Origin of the sequence: Paracoccus versutus (assembly GCF_000763885.1) — a bacterium.
Lineage (GTDB): Bacteria > Pseudomonadota > Alphaproteobacteria > Rhodobacterales > Rhodobacteraceae > Paracoccus > Paracoccus versutus.
The window spans coordinates 1-15,004 of the sequence record NZ_JRKO01000058.1; the positions used below are offsets into that span (position 1 = coordinate 1).

General features: G+C 67.9%; 13 protein-coding genes. 7 read left to right on the plus strand and 6 right to left on the minus strand.

All coding sequences use genetic code 11. The features are described from left to right. The 3 genes from IT40_RS21270 to IT40_RS21280 form a co-directional block, all read left to right on the plus strand. Window positions 1–564, plus strand: a 564-nt coding sequence (locus tag IT40_RS21270) for a hypothetical protein (protein ID WP_244274050.1), incomplete at its 5' end; no start/stop codon positions are given. After that, window positions 561–914: a DUF2200 domain-containing protein gene (locus IT40_RS21275; RefSeq protein ID WP_036759494.1), complete on the plus strand. Its 354-nt coding sequence runs from the start codon at window positions 561–563 to the stop codon at window positions 912–914. The genes IT40_RS21270 and IT40_RS21275, both read left to right, overlap by 4 nt. Before the next feature lie 288 nt (window positions 915–1,202). Beyond that, window positions 1,203–1,505 (plus strand): TFIIB-type zinc ribbon-containing protein, encoded by a 303-nt coding sequence (locus IT40_RS21280; RefSeq protein ID WP_052096216.1) that lies wholly within the window; start codon window positions 1,203–1,205, stop codon window positions 1,503–1,505. A 316-nt stretch (window positions 1,506–1,821) separates the two neighbouring features. Here the strand turns inward: IT40_RS21280 and IT40_RS21285 are convergent, their stop codons facing one another. Genes IT40_RS21285 through kdpF form a run of 6 tightly spaced genes read right to left on the minus strand, consistent with a single transcriptional unit; the run spans window position 1,822 to window position 9,650 of the window. Further along, the gene (locus IT40_RS21285) at window positions 1,822–2,505 is read right to left on the minus strand and encodes a response regulator (protein WP_036759496.1); all 684 of its coding nucleotides are present in this window, start codon (window positions 2,503–2,505) and stop codon (window positions 1,822–1,824) included. Then, window positions 2,502–5,189 carry a sensor histidine kinase gene (locus tag IT40_RS21290; protein WP_036759498.1) on the minus strand — a complete coding sequence of 896 codons (2,688 nt, stop codon included), beginning with the start codon at window positions 5,187–5,189 and terminating at the stop codon, window positions 2,502–2,504. Before IT40_RS21290 ends, IT40_RS21285 begins: the two co-directional genes overlap by 4 nt. A gap of 8 nt (window positions 5,190–5,197) precedes the next feature. After that, window positions 5,198–5,776 carry a potassium-transporting ATPase subunit KdpC gene (gene kdpC / locus IT40_RS21295; RefSeq protein ID WP_036759500.1) on the minus strand — a complete coding sequence of 193 codons (579 nt, stop codon included), beginning with the start codon at window positions 5,774–5,776 and terminating at the stop codon, window positions 5,198–5,200. A 12-nt stretch (window positions 5,777–5,788) separates the two neighbouring features. Then, window positions 5,789–7,813 (minus strand): potassium-transporting ATPase subunit KdpB, encoded by a 2,025-nt coding sequence (kdpB, locus tag IT40_RS21300; RefSeq protein WP_036759502.1) that lies wholly within the window; start codon window positions 7,811–7,813, stop codon window positions 5,789–5,791. Window positions 7,814–7,868: 55 nt separating this feature from the next. Further along, the gene (gene kdpA, locus IT40_RS21305) at window positions 7,869–9,554 is read right to left on the minus strand and encodes a potassium-transporting ATPase subunit KdpA (RefSeq protein WP_036759503.1); all 1,686 of its coding nucleotides are present in this window, start codon (window positions 9,552–9,554) and stop codon (window positions 7,869–7,871) included. Between the two features lie 9 nt (window positions 9,555–9,563). Further along, the gene (gene kdpF / locus IT40_RS30950) at window positions 9,564–9,650 is read right to left on the minus strand and encodes a K(+)-transporting ATPase subunit F (protein ID WP_036759505.1); all 87 of its coding nucleotides are present in this window, start codon (window positions 9,648–9,650) and stop codon (window positions 9,564–9,566) included. 445 nt (window positions 9,651–10,095) lie between these two features. Here kdpF and IT40_RS21315 point away from each other — a divergent pair, with 445 nt between their 5' ends. Genes IT40_RS21315 through arcC form a run of 4 tightly spaced genes read left to right on the plus strand, consistent with a single transcriptional unit; the run spans window position 10,096 to window position 14,707 of the window. Next, entirely contained in the window at window positions 10,096–11,529 is a 1,434-nt protein-coding gene (locus tag IT40_RS21315; RefSeq protein ID WP_036759507.1) for a YfcC family protein, read from the plus strand. Window positions 11,530–11,544: 15 nt separating this feature from the next. Further along, entirely contained in the window at window positions 11,545–12,771 is a 1,227-nt protein-coding gene (arcA, locus tag IT40_RS21320) for an arginine deiminase (RefSeq protein ID WP_036759509.1), read from the plus strand. A gap of 12 nt (window positions 12,772–12,783) precedes the next feature. Further along, on the plus strand, window positions 12,784–13,785 hold the full coding sequence (gene argF, locus IT40_RS21325) for an ornithine carbamoyltransferase (RefSeq protein WP_036759510.1): 1,002 nt from the start codon (window positions 12,784–12,786) through the stop codon (window positions 13,783–13,785). 4 nt (window positions 13,786–13,789) lie between these two features. Beyond that, window positions 13,790–14,707 (plus strand): carbamate kinase, encoded by a 918-nt coding sequence (gene arcC / locus IT40_RS21330; RefSeq protein ID WP_036759511.1) that lies wholly within the window; start codon window positions 13,790–13,792, stop codon window positions 14,705–14,707. The last annotated feature ends 297 nt before the right edge of the window (window positions 14,708–15,004 follow it).

The following is a 15,004-nucleotide window of genomic DNA, read 5'->3' on the forward strand; positions in this document are numbered from 1 at the left end:
TGGGCATTTCGATCCGGAATGGTTCGATCTCGACCTGATCAACAAGGATCTGCGCAATGCGCAGCGCGCGAACGCGCGGCGCCGGCGGCATCCGCCGAGGCCGAAGGCGCAGAAGGGTTAGCTGCGCCTCCCGTTGCGACCCATCGCCGGGCTGTGCGAAGCTGGCCCATCCTCCAGCCCTTGCCCCGGCGGACCCATGACCGAGATCGCACCGCAACCCGGATCAAGCTGTCGAAGCTGCGCGATATCGGCTGGTCGCTCTGGGATCCCATCGGCTTGCTGGACCCGGAAAGCCGGCCGGGCAGGTGGGACGACGAGGCCAACCTGTCCTTCGCGGACGAATACGACAGCTATCTGATCGCGGCGGCATCCCAACTGCGCCGGGGAACGCCGCGTGACGATGTCGTCGCTTTCCTGGTCGACATCGAGACCCGGCATATGGCGATGGGCGACAGCCCAAGCGCCAGGCCGAGAGCGGAAGCGGTCGTGGATGCGATCCTCGCCGACGAGGGTCTCTGGACATGGCCCGATGCGCCGGGGCGGTTCGGTCAGGAGGCGAGATGACCAGGCACAGGATCTTCACCACCAGTTTCGCCAGCGTTTATCCGCATTACGCGGCGAAGGCAGAGAAGAAGGGCCGGACCAGGGCCGAGGTCGACGAGATCATCTGCTGGCTGACCGGCTACGGTCCGGAGCAGCTGGCGGCCCGGCTGGACGACCAAACGGATTTCGAGACCTTCTTTGCCGAGGCCCCGCGCATGAACCCGGCGCGCTTCCTGATCAAGGGCACGGTCTGCGGTGTCCGGGTGGAGGAGATCGGGGACCCGCTGATGCGGGAGATCCGCTATCTGGACAGGCTGATCGACGAACTGGCGAAGGGAAAGCGGATGGAGAAGATACTGCGGGACGGGTGAGGCGTCCACTGGCACGGCTGTTAACATCTTGTCCGGCGACATGCCGCCGGCTGGCGGCCTTTTCCGGTATCTGTCCGCATCACTCTCTGAGCATTCCGTCTGTTGGCTTGACCAGCCGCCGGGTCATGAGGATGCTGCCGGCGTAGCGAGCTGCAGTCGCAGGTGGCGTGTATCATCCTCTGGCAGCCTGTCGTGATCGATCTCCGCGCAACGGTTCAATGTGGCCTTGTGTACTCGCGCCACGGAGCACATCTTAAGTTCTCCGACAGCCCCATCGAGGAACACAAAATGAAATGCCCGATAGACGACGAGACGCTGGTGATTGCCGAGCGCGGGGGCGTAGAAATCGACTACTGTCCCAAATGCCGTGGGGTCTGGCTGGATCGCGGGGAACTCGACAAGATCATCGAGCGCGCGGCACAGGCAACCGCGCCCATGGATTCAGAACGCGACCGTCGGCCGCTTCAGGATCGCGACAGAAGAGATGACCGGCGCGACCTTTCTCGCCATTCCTCTGCGGACGATGACCGTGGGTATGGCAGGAAGCCCAAACGGCGTGAGAGCTTTCTCGGGGATCTCTTCGATTTCTGACGCCTTGCTTCCCCGGCCGCGTCCGCACCTTGGGTTTCATCCACAAAGAATGCAATGTATCCCGCCATTCGGCTATCTGGGCGGGGGCCGGGTTGGCGAGCCTTTGCCACCTATCCTGAATGTCGTGGGCCTGAATGTCGTGGGCAGAACCCGCGGGCCCCGACCCGCGCGGCGTGGGAATGCGGCGCGGATATTCCGCGCCACGTCAGCGTAGCCGGGTCAAGCTCGTCGTAAACGCAAAGTCCGCCGCTCCTGCGAACGGTGGAATTTGGCATGCAGATTGCGTTTCAGGATGCGGCCGGGCCAGCGGCTCGCCTCAGCCCTCGGCCAGCCGATACCCCACGCCCGGTTCGGTGAAGATCCAGCGGGGGTCGGCGGCATCGTCGCCGAGCTTGGCGCGGAGCTGGCGGATATAGACGCGCAGATACTGACTGTCGCCGGCATGGGCCGGGCCCCAGATGGCGCGCAGGATCATGTCCTGCGTGACCAGCCGGCCGGCATGGGTGGCCAGAAGCCAAAGAAGGTCGAATTCCTTGCGGGTAAGGTGCAGGTCCTCGCCCGCCAGGCTTGCCCGGTGGTCGGCCGCGTCAATCGACAGCGGACCAAGGGTCAGCACCGCTGTCGCCGCCTCGGCCGCGCGGTCGCGCAGAAGGCCGCGCAGGCGGGCGAGCAGCTCGCCCGTCGAGAAGGGCTTGGTGACGTAGTCCTGCGCGCCTGCGTCGAGGGCGGCGATCTTGCCGGCCTCGTCGCTGCGCACGGATAGGACCAGCACCGGCACCGCGGACCACTCGCGCACCCGCTTCAGCACCGTGATCCCGTCGGCATCCGGCAGGCCCAGGTCCAGGATGATCGCCGCCGGCGCCTCCTTGGCGGCAAGGGCCACCCCCTCATGCGCTGTCGCGGCCTCCGAGACCAGATGCCCCTCGGCCTCCAGCGCCACGCGCAGGAAGCGGCGGATCGGGGTTTCGTCCTCGACGATGAGGATGCGGGCGGCGCTCAATGGGTCAGCTCCGGGTTTGTCAGCGGCAGGTCGATCGCGATCCGGGTGCCGCGGCCGTCGGCATGCACCGGCTCGGCCCGGATCGCGCCGCCATGGGCTTCGACGATTCCCTTGCAGATGGCAAGGCCGAGGCCGGTGCCGCCCTGTCCGCCGTCGCCCTGGCCCACGCGCCAGAACATGTCGAAGACATGGCCCGACGCGCCGGGGGGAAGGCCGGGGCCCTCGTCCTCGATCGCCAGGGTGGCACGGGCGCCATGGGTGCTTGCGGAAATGCGGATCGGCGTGCCGGGACCGGCATATTTGCGCGCATTGTCCAGGATGTTGACCACGACCTGCTCGATCAGGATCGGATCGACATGGGCGGGCGCCATGTCCTCGGGGATGGTCACCATGACCGGGTTGTCGCGCAGCGGCCCGCGCAGCCGGTGCCGCGCCGCGCCCACCAGCTCGCGCAGGTCGGTCGGCACCGTGTTCGGGCGCAGCGCGCCATGGCCCAGCCGGGTCATGTCGAGCAGGTTCTGGATATAGCGGTCCAGCCGCTCGCCCTCTTCGCGGATGGTCTCGACCAGGATGTCGCGCCCCTGGGGCCCAAGGCCGGGCTGGTCCAGCCCCTCGGCGGCGCCCAGGATCGACACCAGCGGTGTGCGCAGGTCGTGGCTGACCGAGGACAGCAGCGCGCTGCGCAGCCGCTCGGTTTCGCTGGTGACGCGGCTTTGCGCCAGATCCTCGGACAGGCAGATGCGCTCCAGCGCCAGCGCCACCTGATCGGCCAGCGCCTCGAGCAGGCGGCGGTCGCCGGGGCCGGGCTCGCGCCCGTCCTCATAGGCGATGCCCAGCGTGCCGAGGCGCCGCTCGGCCCCGGACAGCGGCAGGAACAGCCAGCGCGAGGCCGGCAGCGTTCCCGACCCGCGCCCGGCCGGCTCGCCATGGTCGAAGGCGTATTGCGCGGCCGATCGCTCTCGCGGTTCCAGCCGGTCCTCGGGCGGAAAGGCGCCGGCTATGGCAAGCGCGCCGCCTTCGTCGGGGACCAGCAGGATCGATTCGCATTCCAGCACCGTCGCCACATGGCTGACCGCCGCCCAGACCACATCGTCGAAAGAGGCCGCCCCGGCCGCCTTGCGCGAGAAATCGTAAAGCTTGCGGGTCCGGTCCGCGATGGCCCGCTGCGCGATGACGCGGCTGCGCAGCCGCGCGGCCAGGTTGCCGGTCAGGATCGAGGCGGCCAGGAACAGCACCAGCGTCAGGAATTCGCCCCGGCTCCAGATGTGAAGCGTCAGGCGCGGTTCGGTAAAGAGAAGGTTGTAGGTCAGAAAGCTCAGGACCGCCGTCGCGACCGAGGGCCAGAGGCCGAAATATGCGGCAACGGAAACCACCGCCGTCATATAGATCAGCGACAGGCTGAGGACCGGAAACAGCCGGTCGGCAGAGATCGCGACCAGACTGGCGCCGGCCACGACCGCGATGACGATGCCCGCAAGACGCAGGCCGTGCGGCAGGTCGGGCGGGGTCGGAGCGTGCCGTTTCCGGCCGGCGCGGGCCTCGTCGCCGACCAGGGTCAGCTCGAAATCGGTGGCGCGCCTTGTCAGGCCGGCAAGGAAACGTTCCCGCGCATCGGGCAGCAGCTGTGCCAGCCATGGCCGCGCGGGTGGGCGCGGCAGGATGATCCGGCGAATGTTCTGGCGCCGGGCGAAATCCAGCACCTCGGAGACCGCATCCCCCTCGACCTGCAAGGTCGAGATATCGGCGCCCAGCCTTTCCGCCAGCCGCAGCGCAGGCCCGGTCTCGTCCTGGCCATCGGCACGGCGGCTCTGTTCGTCGCGCAGGCTGGTCAGCGCCAGCACGAACCATTCCACCCGCGCCCGGTCGGCCGAACGCTTGCCGATGCGGATGGCGTCGCGGCCGACCGCGCCCTCGGGCAAGAGCACCAGGATGCGCTCCTGCGTCGGCCATGGCCCGGCGATGGCATTGGTGGCCATATGCTCCTGAAGCTGGGCGTCGACCCTGTCGGCGGCGGTGCGCATGGCCAGTTCGCGCAGCGCGGTCAGGTTGCCCTTGGCAAAGAAATTCGCCACCGCGCGCGCGGCCTGGTCCTGGACATAGACCTTGCCCGCGCGCAGCCGGGCGATCAGCTCGTCCGGCGGCAGGTCGATCAGCTCGATCTCGTCGGCCATTTCCAGCACGCGGTCGGGGACCGTCTCGCGCACGCGGACGCCGGTGATGCGGGCGACGGTGTCGTTCAGCGTCTCGACATGCTGGACGTTCAGCGTGGTATAGACGTCGATCCCCGCCGCCAGCACGTCCTCGACATCCTGCCAGCGTTTTTCGTGCCGACCGCCGGAAAGGTTGGAATGCGCAAGCTCGTCGATCAGCGCCAGGTCGGGGCGGTGGGCGATCAGGGCATCGGTGTCCATCTCGTGCAGGATGCGGCCACTGTGGATGACGCGGCGGCGCGGCAGCACCTCCAGCCCGCGCAGCAGCGCCTCGGTCTCGGCGCGGCCATGGGTTTCGACCACGCCGACCAGCACCTTGACGCCTTCGGCCGCACGCAGCCGCGCGGCCTCGAGCATGGCATAGGTCTTGCCCACCCCCGGCGCCGCGCCCAGAAAGACCTTGAGCCGCCCGCGGCCCTCGCGGCGGGCCTCGGACAGCAGGGCCTCGGGTTCGGGGCGGCGGGGCTCAGACATCGGTTTCCTCAGTCCGCCCCAGCAGGCGGCATGGGCGCGGCAAGGTCAAGCGCCAGGTTGGTCCGCAGGACATTCACCCGCGACTGGCCGTAAAGCCCCCAAAGCGGGCGCGTGACATGCTGCCGGATGATCTGCTGCACGATGGCGGCGTCGATCCCGCGCGCCCCGGCGATGCGAGCGGCCTGGGCCTGCGCATTCTCGGGCGAGATGTCGGGGTCGAGGCCCGAGGCGGAAGCCGTCACCGCGTCCGCCGGCGCGCTGGCACCGTTCTGGGCCTCATAGGTGGCGCGGCGCCCCGCGACCTGCTCTTTCAGTTGGGCCGAGGTGGGGCCGAGGTTCGAGGCGCCGCCGGGCATGGTCGCGTAATCCACCGCCGAGGGGCGCGGGTGCAGATAGCCCGGCCCGGCGAATTGCTGGCCGACCAGCGCCGAACCGACGATCCGGCCGTTGCGCTCGACCAGGCTGCCTTGCGACAGGCCGGGCGCCACGGCGCGGGCCAGCCCGGTCATCGCCAGCGGATAGGCCAGCCCGGTCAGCAGGATCATCGCCACCAGCATGGCCAGAGCCGGGCGGATATGCGTCATCATGGCATGCTCTCCCTATGCCAGCCCCAGCGCGGTCACGCCCATGTCGATCAGCTTGATGCCGACGAAGGGCGCGACGAGGCCGCCGAGGCCATAGATGGTCAGGTTGCGCCGCAGCAGGGCCGCCGCGCTGGCGGGCTGGTATCCGACGCCGCGCAGCGCCAGCGGGATCAGCGCGACGATGATCAGCGCGTTGAAGATCACCGCCGACAGGATGGCGCTTTGCGGGCTTTCCAGCCCCATCACGTTCAGCACGCCCAAGCCCGGATAGGCGGCGACGAAGACCGCCGGCAGGATGGCGAAATACTTGGCCACGTCGTTGGCCAGGCTGAAGGTGGTCAGCGCCCCGCGCGAGATGAGCAGCTGCTTGCCCACCATCACCACCTCGATCAGCTTGGTCGGGTCGCTGTCGAGGTCGATCAGGTTCGCGGCTTCCTTGGCGGCGGGCGTGCCCGAGTTCATCGCCACGCCCACATCGGCCTGCGCCAGCGCCGGCGCGTCGTTCGAGCCGTCGCCGCACATCGCCACCAGCCGGCCGCCGGCCTGTTCGCGGCGGATGTAGTCCAGCTTCATCTCGGGCGTGGCCTCGGCCAGGAAATCGTCCACCCCGGCCTCGGCGGCGATGGCGGCGGCGGTCAGCGGGTTGTCGCCGGTGATCATCACCGTGCGGATGCCCATGGCGCGCAGTTCCGCAAAGCGTTCGCGCACGCCGGGCTTGATCACGTCCTTGAGGTGGATCGCGCCCAGGATGCGCTCGTTCTCGGCCACCAGCAGCGGGGTGCCGCCCGAGCGCGCAATCTCCTCGATCCGGGCGTGCAGGGCGGTGTCGGCCTTCTGCCCGGTGAAACGCTCGATCGCATCGACGGCGCCCTTGCGCAGCCGCGTGCCGGAGAAATCGACGCCGGACAGCCGGGTCTGGGCCGAGAACGGCACCGGCTCGGACCCCGGTTCGGGGATGCGGGTCACGTCCTTCAGCAGCTTCTCGGCCAGTTCGACGATGGACTTGCCCTCGGGCGTTTCGTCCGAAAGCGAGGCCAGGAAAGCCGCCATTGCCAGCCCACGCTCATCGGTGCCGCGCGCCGGGACGAAGGCGTCGGCCATGCGGTTGCCGAAGGTGATGGTGCCGGTCTTGTCCAGAAGCAGCGTGTCCACGTCGCCTGCCGCCTCGACCGCGCGACCCGACTTGGCGATGACGTTGGCGCGCACCAGCCGGTCCATGCCGGCGATGCCGATGGCCGACAACAGCCCGCCGATGGTCGTGGGGATCAGCGTGACGAACAGCGCGGCCAGGGTGATGACGGGAATGACGACGCCCGAATAGCGCGCAAAGGGCTCCAGCGTGACGGTCACGAACAGGAAGATCAGCGTCAGCCCGGCCAGCAGGATGTTCAGCGCGATCTCGTTCGGGGTCTTCTGGCGCTCGGCCCCCTCGACCAGCGAGATCATGCGGTCGAGAAAGCTCTTGCCCGGCTCGGCGGTGATGCGGATGACCAGATGGTCCGAGACGATCCGCGTGCCGCCCGTCACCGAGGAACGGTCGCCGCCGGATTCGCGGATCACCGGGGCGCTTTCGCCGGTGATGGCGCTTTCATCGACCGAGGCGACGCCGCGGATCACCTCGGCATCGGTCGGGATCAGGTCGCCCGCCTCGACCAGCACGATCTGCCCGGCGCGCAGGCCCGAGGAAGGAACCTGGCGCGGTGCCGGATCGTCCGCATGCGCCATCAGCTTGACGACGGTTTCCGCCTTGGTGGCGCGCAGGTTGTCGGCGCGCGCCTTGCCCCGGCCCTCGGCCAGCGCCTCGGCGAAATTGGCGAAGAGCACGCAGAGCCATAGCCAGAAGGCGACCTGCAGGCCGATGCCTGCGCCCTCGGTCCCGAGGGCAAGGTCGCGCAGCGACAGGACGGTGGTCAGCGCGGCGGTGACGGCAGTGACGAAGATCACCGGGTTGCCCATCAGCGCGCGGGGCTGAAGCTTTCGGAAGGATGCCCTGAACGCCGTGCCGTAAAGCTCGGATCGGGCGGTGATGTCGGGGGACATGTCTGTTGTCCTTGCTTGGGAGAAGGCGCGGCCCCGTGCGGGCGGGGCTGCGCTGTCAGAAGGTCTGGCCGGCGCTCAGCGCCGTCTGCTCGGCGACCGGGCCAAGTGCCAGGACCGGGAAGAAGGTCAGCGCACCCAGGATCACCACGGTCAGCACCAGCAGCGTGACGAACAGCGGCCCATGCGTCGGAAAGGTGCCCGCCGTGACCGGGCTTTGCTGCTTGCCTATCATCGAGCCCGCGATGGCCAGCATCGGCACGATGATCGCGAAACGGCCCAGGATCATCAGCAGCCCCAGCGCGGTGGTCTGCCAGGGCAGCGCCGCGCCCCAGCCCGCGAAGGCCGAGCCGTTGTTGCCGACCGCCGAGGCGTAGGCATAAAGCGTCTCGGACAGGCCATGCGGCCCCGCCTCCTGGATGGCTGCGGCCGCCGTCGGGACGGTGACCGAGATCGCGCCGCCGACCAGGATGCCCAGGGGCATCGACAGGAAGGCCAGCATGGCCAGGGTGACCTCGCGCCCCTCGATCTTGCGTCCCAGGTATTCCGGCGTGCGGCCGACCATCAGCCCGGCCAGGAACACCGCCAGCACGACATAGAGCAGCATGCCGTAAAGCCCCGAGCCGACGCCGCCGAAGATCACCTCGCCGATGGCCATGTTGATGATCGGCACCATGCCGGCCAGCGGCATGAAGCTGTCATGCATGGCGTTGACCGAACCGTTCGAGGCGGCCGTGGTCACCTCGGCCCAAAGCGCCGAGAGGCCGGTGCCGAAGCGCATCTCCTTGCCCTCCAGGTTGCTGGCAAGGCCAAGCGCCGGGTTGCCGCCGCTTTCGCCCAGCCAGATCGCCAGCAGCCCGGCGAGGAACAGCACGCCCATGGCGGCATAGATCGCCCAGCCCTGGCGCCGGTCCCGCGCCATGCGCCCGAAAAGGAAGCAGAAGCCGACCGGGATCAGCAGGATCGACAGGCATTGCGCCATGTTCGACAGCACCGTCGGGTTCTCCAGCGGATGGGCCGAGTTCGCGCCGAAGAAGCCGCCGCCATTGGTGCCGAGTTGCTTGATCGCGATCTGGCTGGCGACGGGGCCGCGCGGGATCACCTGCTGCGCACCCTCCAGCGTGGTCGCATGCGCCCCGCCCAGAAGCGTTTGCGGCACGCCTTGCAGGATCAGAAGGATCGCCAGGATCACCGACAGCGGCAGCAGCACATAAAGCACCGAACGGGTCATGTCGGCCCAGAAGTTCCCCAAGCCCACCCCCTTGGGTGCGGTGAAGCCGCGGATCACCGCGACGCCGACCGCCATGCCGGTCGCGGCCGAGACGAAGTTCTGCACCGTCAGCCCGGCCATCTGCGACAGATGGCTGAGCTGCGCCTCGCCCGAATAGGCCTGCCAGTTCGTGTTGGTCACGAAGCTGACGGCGGTATTGAAGGCAAGGTCCGGGCTGATCGCGCCGATGCCCTGGGGGTTCAGGGGCAGGAACTGTTGCAGCCGCAGGATCAGGTAAAGCGCGACGAAGCCCAGAAGGTTGAAGGCGAGCAGCGCCAGCGCATAGCCGCGCCAGCTTTGCCGGACGCCGGGGTCGATGCCGCAAAGGCGATAGAGCCCGCGCTCGACGGGGCCGAGCACGGGGGAAAGAAAGCTGCGCTCGCCCGCATAGACGCGGGCCATGAACGGCGCCAGCACCCAGCCGCCCGCCGTCAATACGGCGCAGAACAGGACATATCCGATCAGGTCTTGCATCTGCGCGCCTCAGAACCGATCCGGGCGCAAGAGCGCGAGGATGAGGAAGACGAAGATCCCCGCCGAGACGGCGAGGCCCAGGATAAGGTCGACCATATGCGCCCTCACGACCTGTCGATCAGGCGCAGCGCCGCGGCGAAACCGCCGATGCCGATCACGCCGAGCGCAAGATAGACGATGTCTGCCATGGCAGGACTCCCGCAGTTTCGATACGGGCCAATATCTGTCCGCGGCGCGTCAAGGGGCTATGCGGATTTCAGGGCGCAGGCGTAAATCCGGCGTAAAGATCATGTCGCGTGGGACTGCGCTTGGGCGGAACCAGGAAGCGGTAGCCCCAAAGGAGCCTTGTAACTTCCTGCTGGTTGATCTGAGTCAAAGTGGCATCGCCGGATTTCCGAAACACTTGGTACAGTTCGCAAGGTCATCGATCGCCGGCCCTGCAGTTTTCGGATGAGTTCGACAGCGGCGATGTCGCGCCGCCCCAGTGGCCAGCACCGGCAGGACGCTGCGCCAGCTGCCATTCCAGCCACCGGAGGCAATCATGGACAAGACGCCCGAAACGCCCGCGAAACGACAGTTCCGTTTCCCAACCGCATTCACCATCCTGTTCGGCCTGATCATCCTGGTCGCCGCGCTGACATGGATCGTGCCCGCCGGACAGTACCAGCGCGAGATGAACGAGGCGCTGGACCGCGAGGTTCCCGTAGCCGGCACCTATGCCGAGACCGAGCCGAACCCGCAGGGCATCACCGATGTGCTGATGGCGCCCATCGCCGGGCTCTACGATCCCGACAGCTATCAGGCCAATGCCATCGACGTGGCCGTCTTCGTGCTGGTGATCGGCGGCTTCATCGGCGTCGTCGCCGCCAGCGGCGCGATCAATGCCGGGATCGGCCATGCCATGACCGCGCTGGCGGGACGCGAGAAATGGATGATCCCGGTGCTGATGGGGCTCTTTGCGCTGGGCGGCACTACCTACGGCATGGCCGAGGAGACGCTGGCTTTCTACATGCTGCTGATCCCGATCATGATCGCCGCGCGCTATGATGCGGTGACGGCGGTGGCGATCATCCTGCTGGGGGCGGGCGTGGGCGTCCTGGGCTCGACCGTGAACGCCTTCGCGACGGTGATCGCGTCGGATGCGGCCGGGATCCCCTTCACGCGCGGGCTGGTGCTGCGGCTGGCGATCCTGGTCCTGTGCTGGCTGGCCTGCGTGATCTATGTCATGCGCTACGCCGAGAAGGTCCGCCGCGATCCGTCGAAATCGCTGGTCTACGACATGAAGGCCCGGAACGAGGCGCATTTCCTCAGCGGGCATCAGGGCGACAAGACCGAATTCACCACCATCCACAAGATCGTCCTGTCGATCTTCGGGCTGACCTTTCTGGTCATGGTCTGGGGCGTGCTGATGGGCGGCTGGTGGATGGGCGAGATGAGCGCGCTGTTCCTGGGCTCGGCCATCCTTGTCGGGCTGGTCGTGCGGCCGGGCGAGAAGGCCTTCGTCGATTCCTTCGTCGATGGCGCGCGCGACCTGCTGGGCGTGGCCCTGATCATCGGGCTGGCGCGCGGCATCGTCGTCATCATGGATGCCGGGCGCATCACCGACACCATCCTGCATTGGGCCGAGATGTCGGTCGCCGGCCTGGGCGAGGTGGCCTTCATCAATGTGATGTATTGGCTGCAGGTGCTGATGTCCTTCTTCGTGCCGTCCTCGTCGGGGCTGGCGGTGCTGTCGATGCCGATCATGGCGCCGGTCGCGGATTTCGCCGGGGTAGGGCGCGACCTGGTGGTGACGGCCTATCAGTCGGCGAACGGGCTGGTGAACCTGATCAACCCGACCTTCGCCGTGGTCATGGGCGCGCTGGCCATCGGGCGCGTGCCCTATGAGCGCTGGCTGCGCTTCATGTGGCCGCTGCTGGTGATCCTGACGGTCATCATCATGGCCTGCCTCAGCATCGGCGCCCTGATCGCCTGAAACCGGAGAGCGAACATGTCCATCCCCTATGGCGTCCATTCGGAAATCGGCAAGCTGCGCCGGGTTCTCGTCCACCGCCCCGGCTCGGCGCTGGCCCGGCTGACGCCCTCGAATTGCCATGAGCTGCTGTTCGACGACGTGATCTGGGTCAAGCAGGCGCGGACCGATCACATGGAATTCGTCGATGCCATGCGCTATCGCGGGGCCGAGGTCGTCTTCCTGCGCGAGTTGCTGGCCGAGACGATGCGCATCCCCGAGGCCCGCGACTGGCTGCTGGCGCGGCGCGTGAACGAGAACACCGTCGGCGTGGGCCTGGCCGACGAGTTGCGCGCGCATCTGATGGAGATCGACGCCGATCCGCTGTCGCTGATCCTGCTGGGCGGGATGAGCCGGGCCGAACTGCCGCTGGAGGGCGGCGGGCTGTTTCCCGCCACCCTGCGGCCGGGGGATTTCGTGTTGCCGCCGCTGCCGAACCATCTGTTCACCCGCGACACGACCTGCTGGATCTATGGCGGCGTGACGCTGAACCCGATGCGCTGGAACGCGCGCAAGCTGGAGACGGTGAACATCGCCGCGATCTATCGCTTCCATCCCGATTTCCGCGACGCGGGCTTTCCGGTCTGGTGGGGCGACCCGGATCGCGACCACGGCCTGGCCACGCTGGAAGGCGGCGACGTGATGCCCATCGGCAACGGCACCGTGCTGGTCGGCATGGGCGAGCGCACTACCCCGCAGGCGGTGGACCAGCTTGCCCGCGCCCTGTTCGCGCAGGGCGGGGCCGAGCGCGTGATCGCCTGCAAGCTGCCGGCCGAGCGCGCCTCGATGCATCTCGACACGGTGTTCAGCTTCTGCGACCACGACCTGGTCACGGTCTTTGCCGATGTGGCCGAACGGATCGTGCCCTATTCCATCCGGCCCGGCGACAAGGATTGGACGCTGGACATTCGCGAGGAAAACCGCCCGCTGGTCGAGGTCGCGGCCGAGGCGCTCGGCCTGCCGAAGCTGCGGGTGGTCGAGACCGGCGGCGACGCCTATGTGGCCGAGCGCGAGCAATGGGACGACGGCAACAACGTCATCGCGCTGGAGCCGGGCGTGGTCATCGCCTATGACCGCAACACCTTCACCAACACCCAGCTGCGCAAGGCCGGGGTCGAGGTCATCACCATTCCCGGCGGCGAACTGGGCCGCGGCCGCGGCGGCGGCCATTGCATGACCTGCCCGCTGATCCGCGATCCGGCGTAGGGGAGGTCCGAGATGTCCGTCAATCTCCTGGGGCGCAGCGTCCTCAAGCTCATGGATTTCACCCCCGACGAGATCCGCTTCCTGCTGCGGCTGTCGGCCTCGCTCAAGCAGGCCAAATACGGCGGTTATGAGCAGCAGCGGCTGAAGGGCCACAATATCGCGCTGATCTTCGAAAAGGATTCGACCCGCACCCGCACCGGCTTCGAGGTCGCGGCCTATGACCAGGGCGCGCATGTCACCTATCTGGGCCCGACCGGCACCCAGATCGGCAAGAAGGAATCGATGAAGGACACCGCCCGCGTGCTGGGCCGCATCTATGACGCCATCGAATATCGCGGCTTCGGCCAGCAGCAGGCCGAGTTGCTGGCGGAATGGTCGGGCGTGCCGGTCTATAACGGGCTGACGGACGAATTCCACCCGACGCAGATCCTCGCCGATTTCCTGACCATGCGCGAGTTCACCCGCAAGCACCTGTCGCAGCTTGCCTTCTGTTTCCTGGGCGATGCCGGCAACAACATGGGCAATTCGCTCTTGGAGGGTGCCGCGCTGATCGGCATGGACGTGCGGCTTGGCGCGCCCCGCGACTGCTGGCCCGAGGAGGCGCTGGTCGCCCGCTGCCGCGAGATCGCCGCGACCACCGGCGCCAGGATCACCCTGACCGAGGATCCGGCCGAGGCCGCGCGGGGCTGCGATTTCGTCTATACCGACGTCTGGGTCTCGATGGGCGAGCCCGAGGAGGTCTGGGCCGAGCGGATCGAAAGGCTGACCCCCTATCGCGTCACCCGCCAGGTCATGGAGGCGACCGGCAACCCGCATGCCAAGTTCATGCATTGCCTGCCCGCCTTTCACAACCGCGAGACCGGGATCGGCGAAAAGATCTTCCGCGAATACGGCATCGATTGCATGGAAGTGACCGAGGAGGTCTTCGAATCCGCCGCCTCGATCGTCTTCGACCAGGCCGAGAACCGCATGCACACGATCAAGGCGGTGCTGGTCGCCACCCTGGCGGGCTAGGGCGATGCGTGTCGTGGTGGCCCTGGGCGGCAATGCGCTGCTGCGCCGGGGAGAGCCGATGACGGCCGAGGCGCAGCGCGCCAATGTGCGCAAGGCGGCGCGGGCGCTGGCCGATCTGGCGCGCGACCACCAGATCGTGGTCGCGCATGGCAACGGCCCGCAGGTGGGCCTGCTGGCGCTGCAGGCGGCGGCCTATGGCAGCGAGACGGTCTGGCCGCTGGACATCCTGGGTGCCGAAAGCGTCGGCATGATCGGCTATCTGGTCGAGCAGGAACTGGCCAACGCCCTGCCGCGCGATGCGGTGCTGGCCACGCTGCTGACCCAGATCGAGGTGGCGCCGGACGATACCGCCTTCGCCCGGCCCGAAAAGCCCATCGGGCCGCTCTATGACGCCGGGGAGGCCGGGAAGATGCGCGCCGCCCATGGCTGGCCGATGGCCGAGGAGGCTGCCGGAAAGTGGCGCCGCGTGGTGCCCTCGCCCCGCCCCCGGCACATCACCCAGATCCGCGCGGTGCGCCTGTTGGTCGAAGCAGGCGTCACGGTGATCTGCGCGGGCGGCGGCGGCATCCCGGTGATCCGGCGGGCCGATGGCAGCTTGCAAGGGGTCGAGGCCGTGATCGACAAGGACCACGCTGCCGGCCTGCTGGCCGCGCAGCTGGAGGCCGACGCCTTCCTGATGCTGACCGATGTCGATGCGGTCTATGACGGCTGGGGCACCCCCGAGCAGCGCGCCATCCGCAGGGCGCGGCCCGACCAGCTGGACCCGGCCCGCTTCGCCGCGGGCTCGATGGCGCCCAAGGTCGAGGCCGCCCGCACCTTCGCGACATCGCCGGGCAGGATGGCCGGAATCGGGCGACTGGAGGATGCCCGCGCGATCCTGGAAGGGCGCGCAGGCACGTTGGTTGCGCTCGGGGTCGGGTGAGTGAGGGCATATCGACAGTTCCTCATCTCGGCGATGAACCCATGTCACGAAGACCCTAACTAACCGATCAGACAGCTGTATCCGGTCCCGGAGCGCACGGTCGGCACCTGCAAATGCTGCGGCGCAACCTCCCGAAAGCTGACGCTCGACTGGCACTGCAGCGAATTCCTCACCATCATGGCAAGGATGCGGGACAAGGCTGCGGGTCGTGGTATGTGACCCGGTGAAGCAAGAGGGGCTAAGGCTGGTCAATTCACATAAGGGGGCGGCGGAGGTCCGTATCGGCGTCACGCAGTC

What these genes read in the sequence shown, in the direction of transcription:
- IT40_RS21315 (WP_036759507.1), top strand. Translation starts at nt 10,096, where the DNA reads ATGGACAAGACGCCCGAAACGCCCGCGAAACGACAGTTCCGTTTCCCA.
- kdpF (WP_036759505.1), bottom strand. Translation starts at nt 9,650, where the DNA reads ATGGTCGACCTTATCCTGGGCCTCGCCGTCTCGGCGGGGATCTTCGTC.
- IT40_RS21280 (WP_052096216.1), top strand. Translation starts at nt 1,203, where the DNA reads ATGAAATGCCCGATAGACGACGAGACGCTGGTGATTGCCGAGCGCGGG.
- IT40_RS21290 (WP_036759498.1), bottom strand. Translation starts at nt 5,189, where the DNA reads ATGTCTGAGCCCCGCCGCCCCGAACCCGAGGCCCTGCTGTCCGAGGCC.
- kdpC (WP_036759500.1), bottom strand. Translation starts at nt 5,776, where the DNA reads ATGATGACGCATATCCGCCCGGCTCTGGCCATGCTGGTGGCGATGATC.
- kdpB (WP_036759502.1), bottom strand. Translation starts at nt 7,813, where the DNA reads ATGTCCCCCGACATCACCGCCCGATCCGAGCTTTACGGCACGGCGTTC.
- arcC (WP_036759511.1), top strand. Translation starts at nt 13,790, where the DNA reads ATGCGTGTCGTGGTGGCCCTGGGCGGCAATGCGCTGCTGCGCCGGGGA.
- argF (WP_036759510.1), top strand. Translation starts at nt 12,784, where the DNA reads ATGTCCGTCAATCTCCTGGGGCGCAGCGTCCTCAAGCTCATGGATTTC.
- IT40_RS21275 (WP_036759494.1), top strand. Translation starts at nt 561, where the DNA reads ATGACCAGGCACAGGATCTTCACCACCAGTTTCGCCAGCGTTTATCCG.
- kdpA (WP_036759503.1), bottom strand. Translation starts at nt 9,554, where the DNA reads ATGCAAGACCTGATCGGATATGTCCTGTTCTGCGCCGTATTGACGGCG.
- arcA (WP_036759509.1), top strand. Translation starts at nt 11,545, where the DNA reads ATGTCCATCCCCTATGGCGTCCATTCGGAAATCGGCAAGCTGCGCCGG.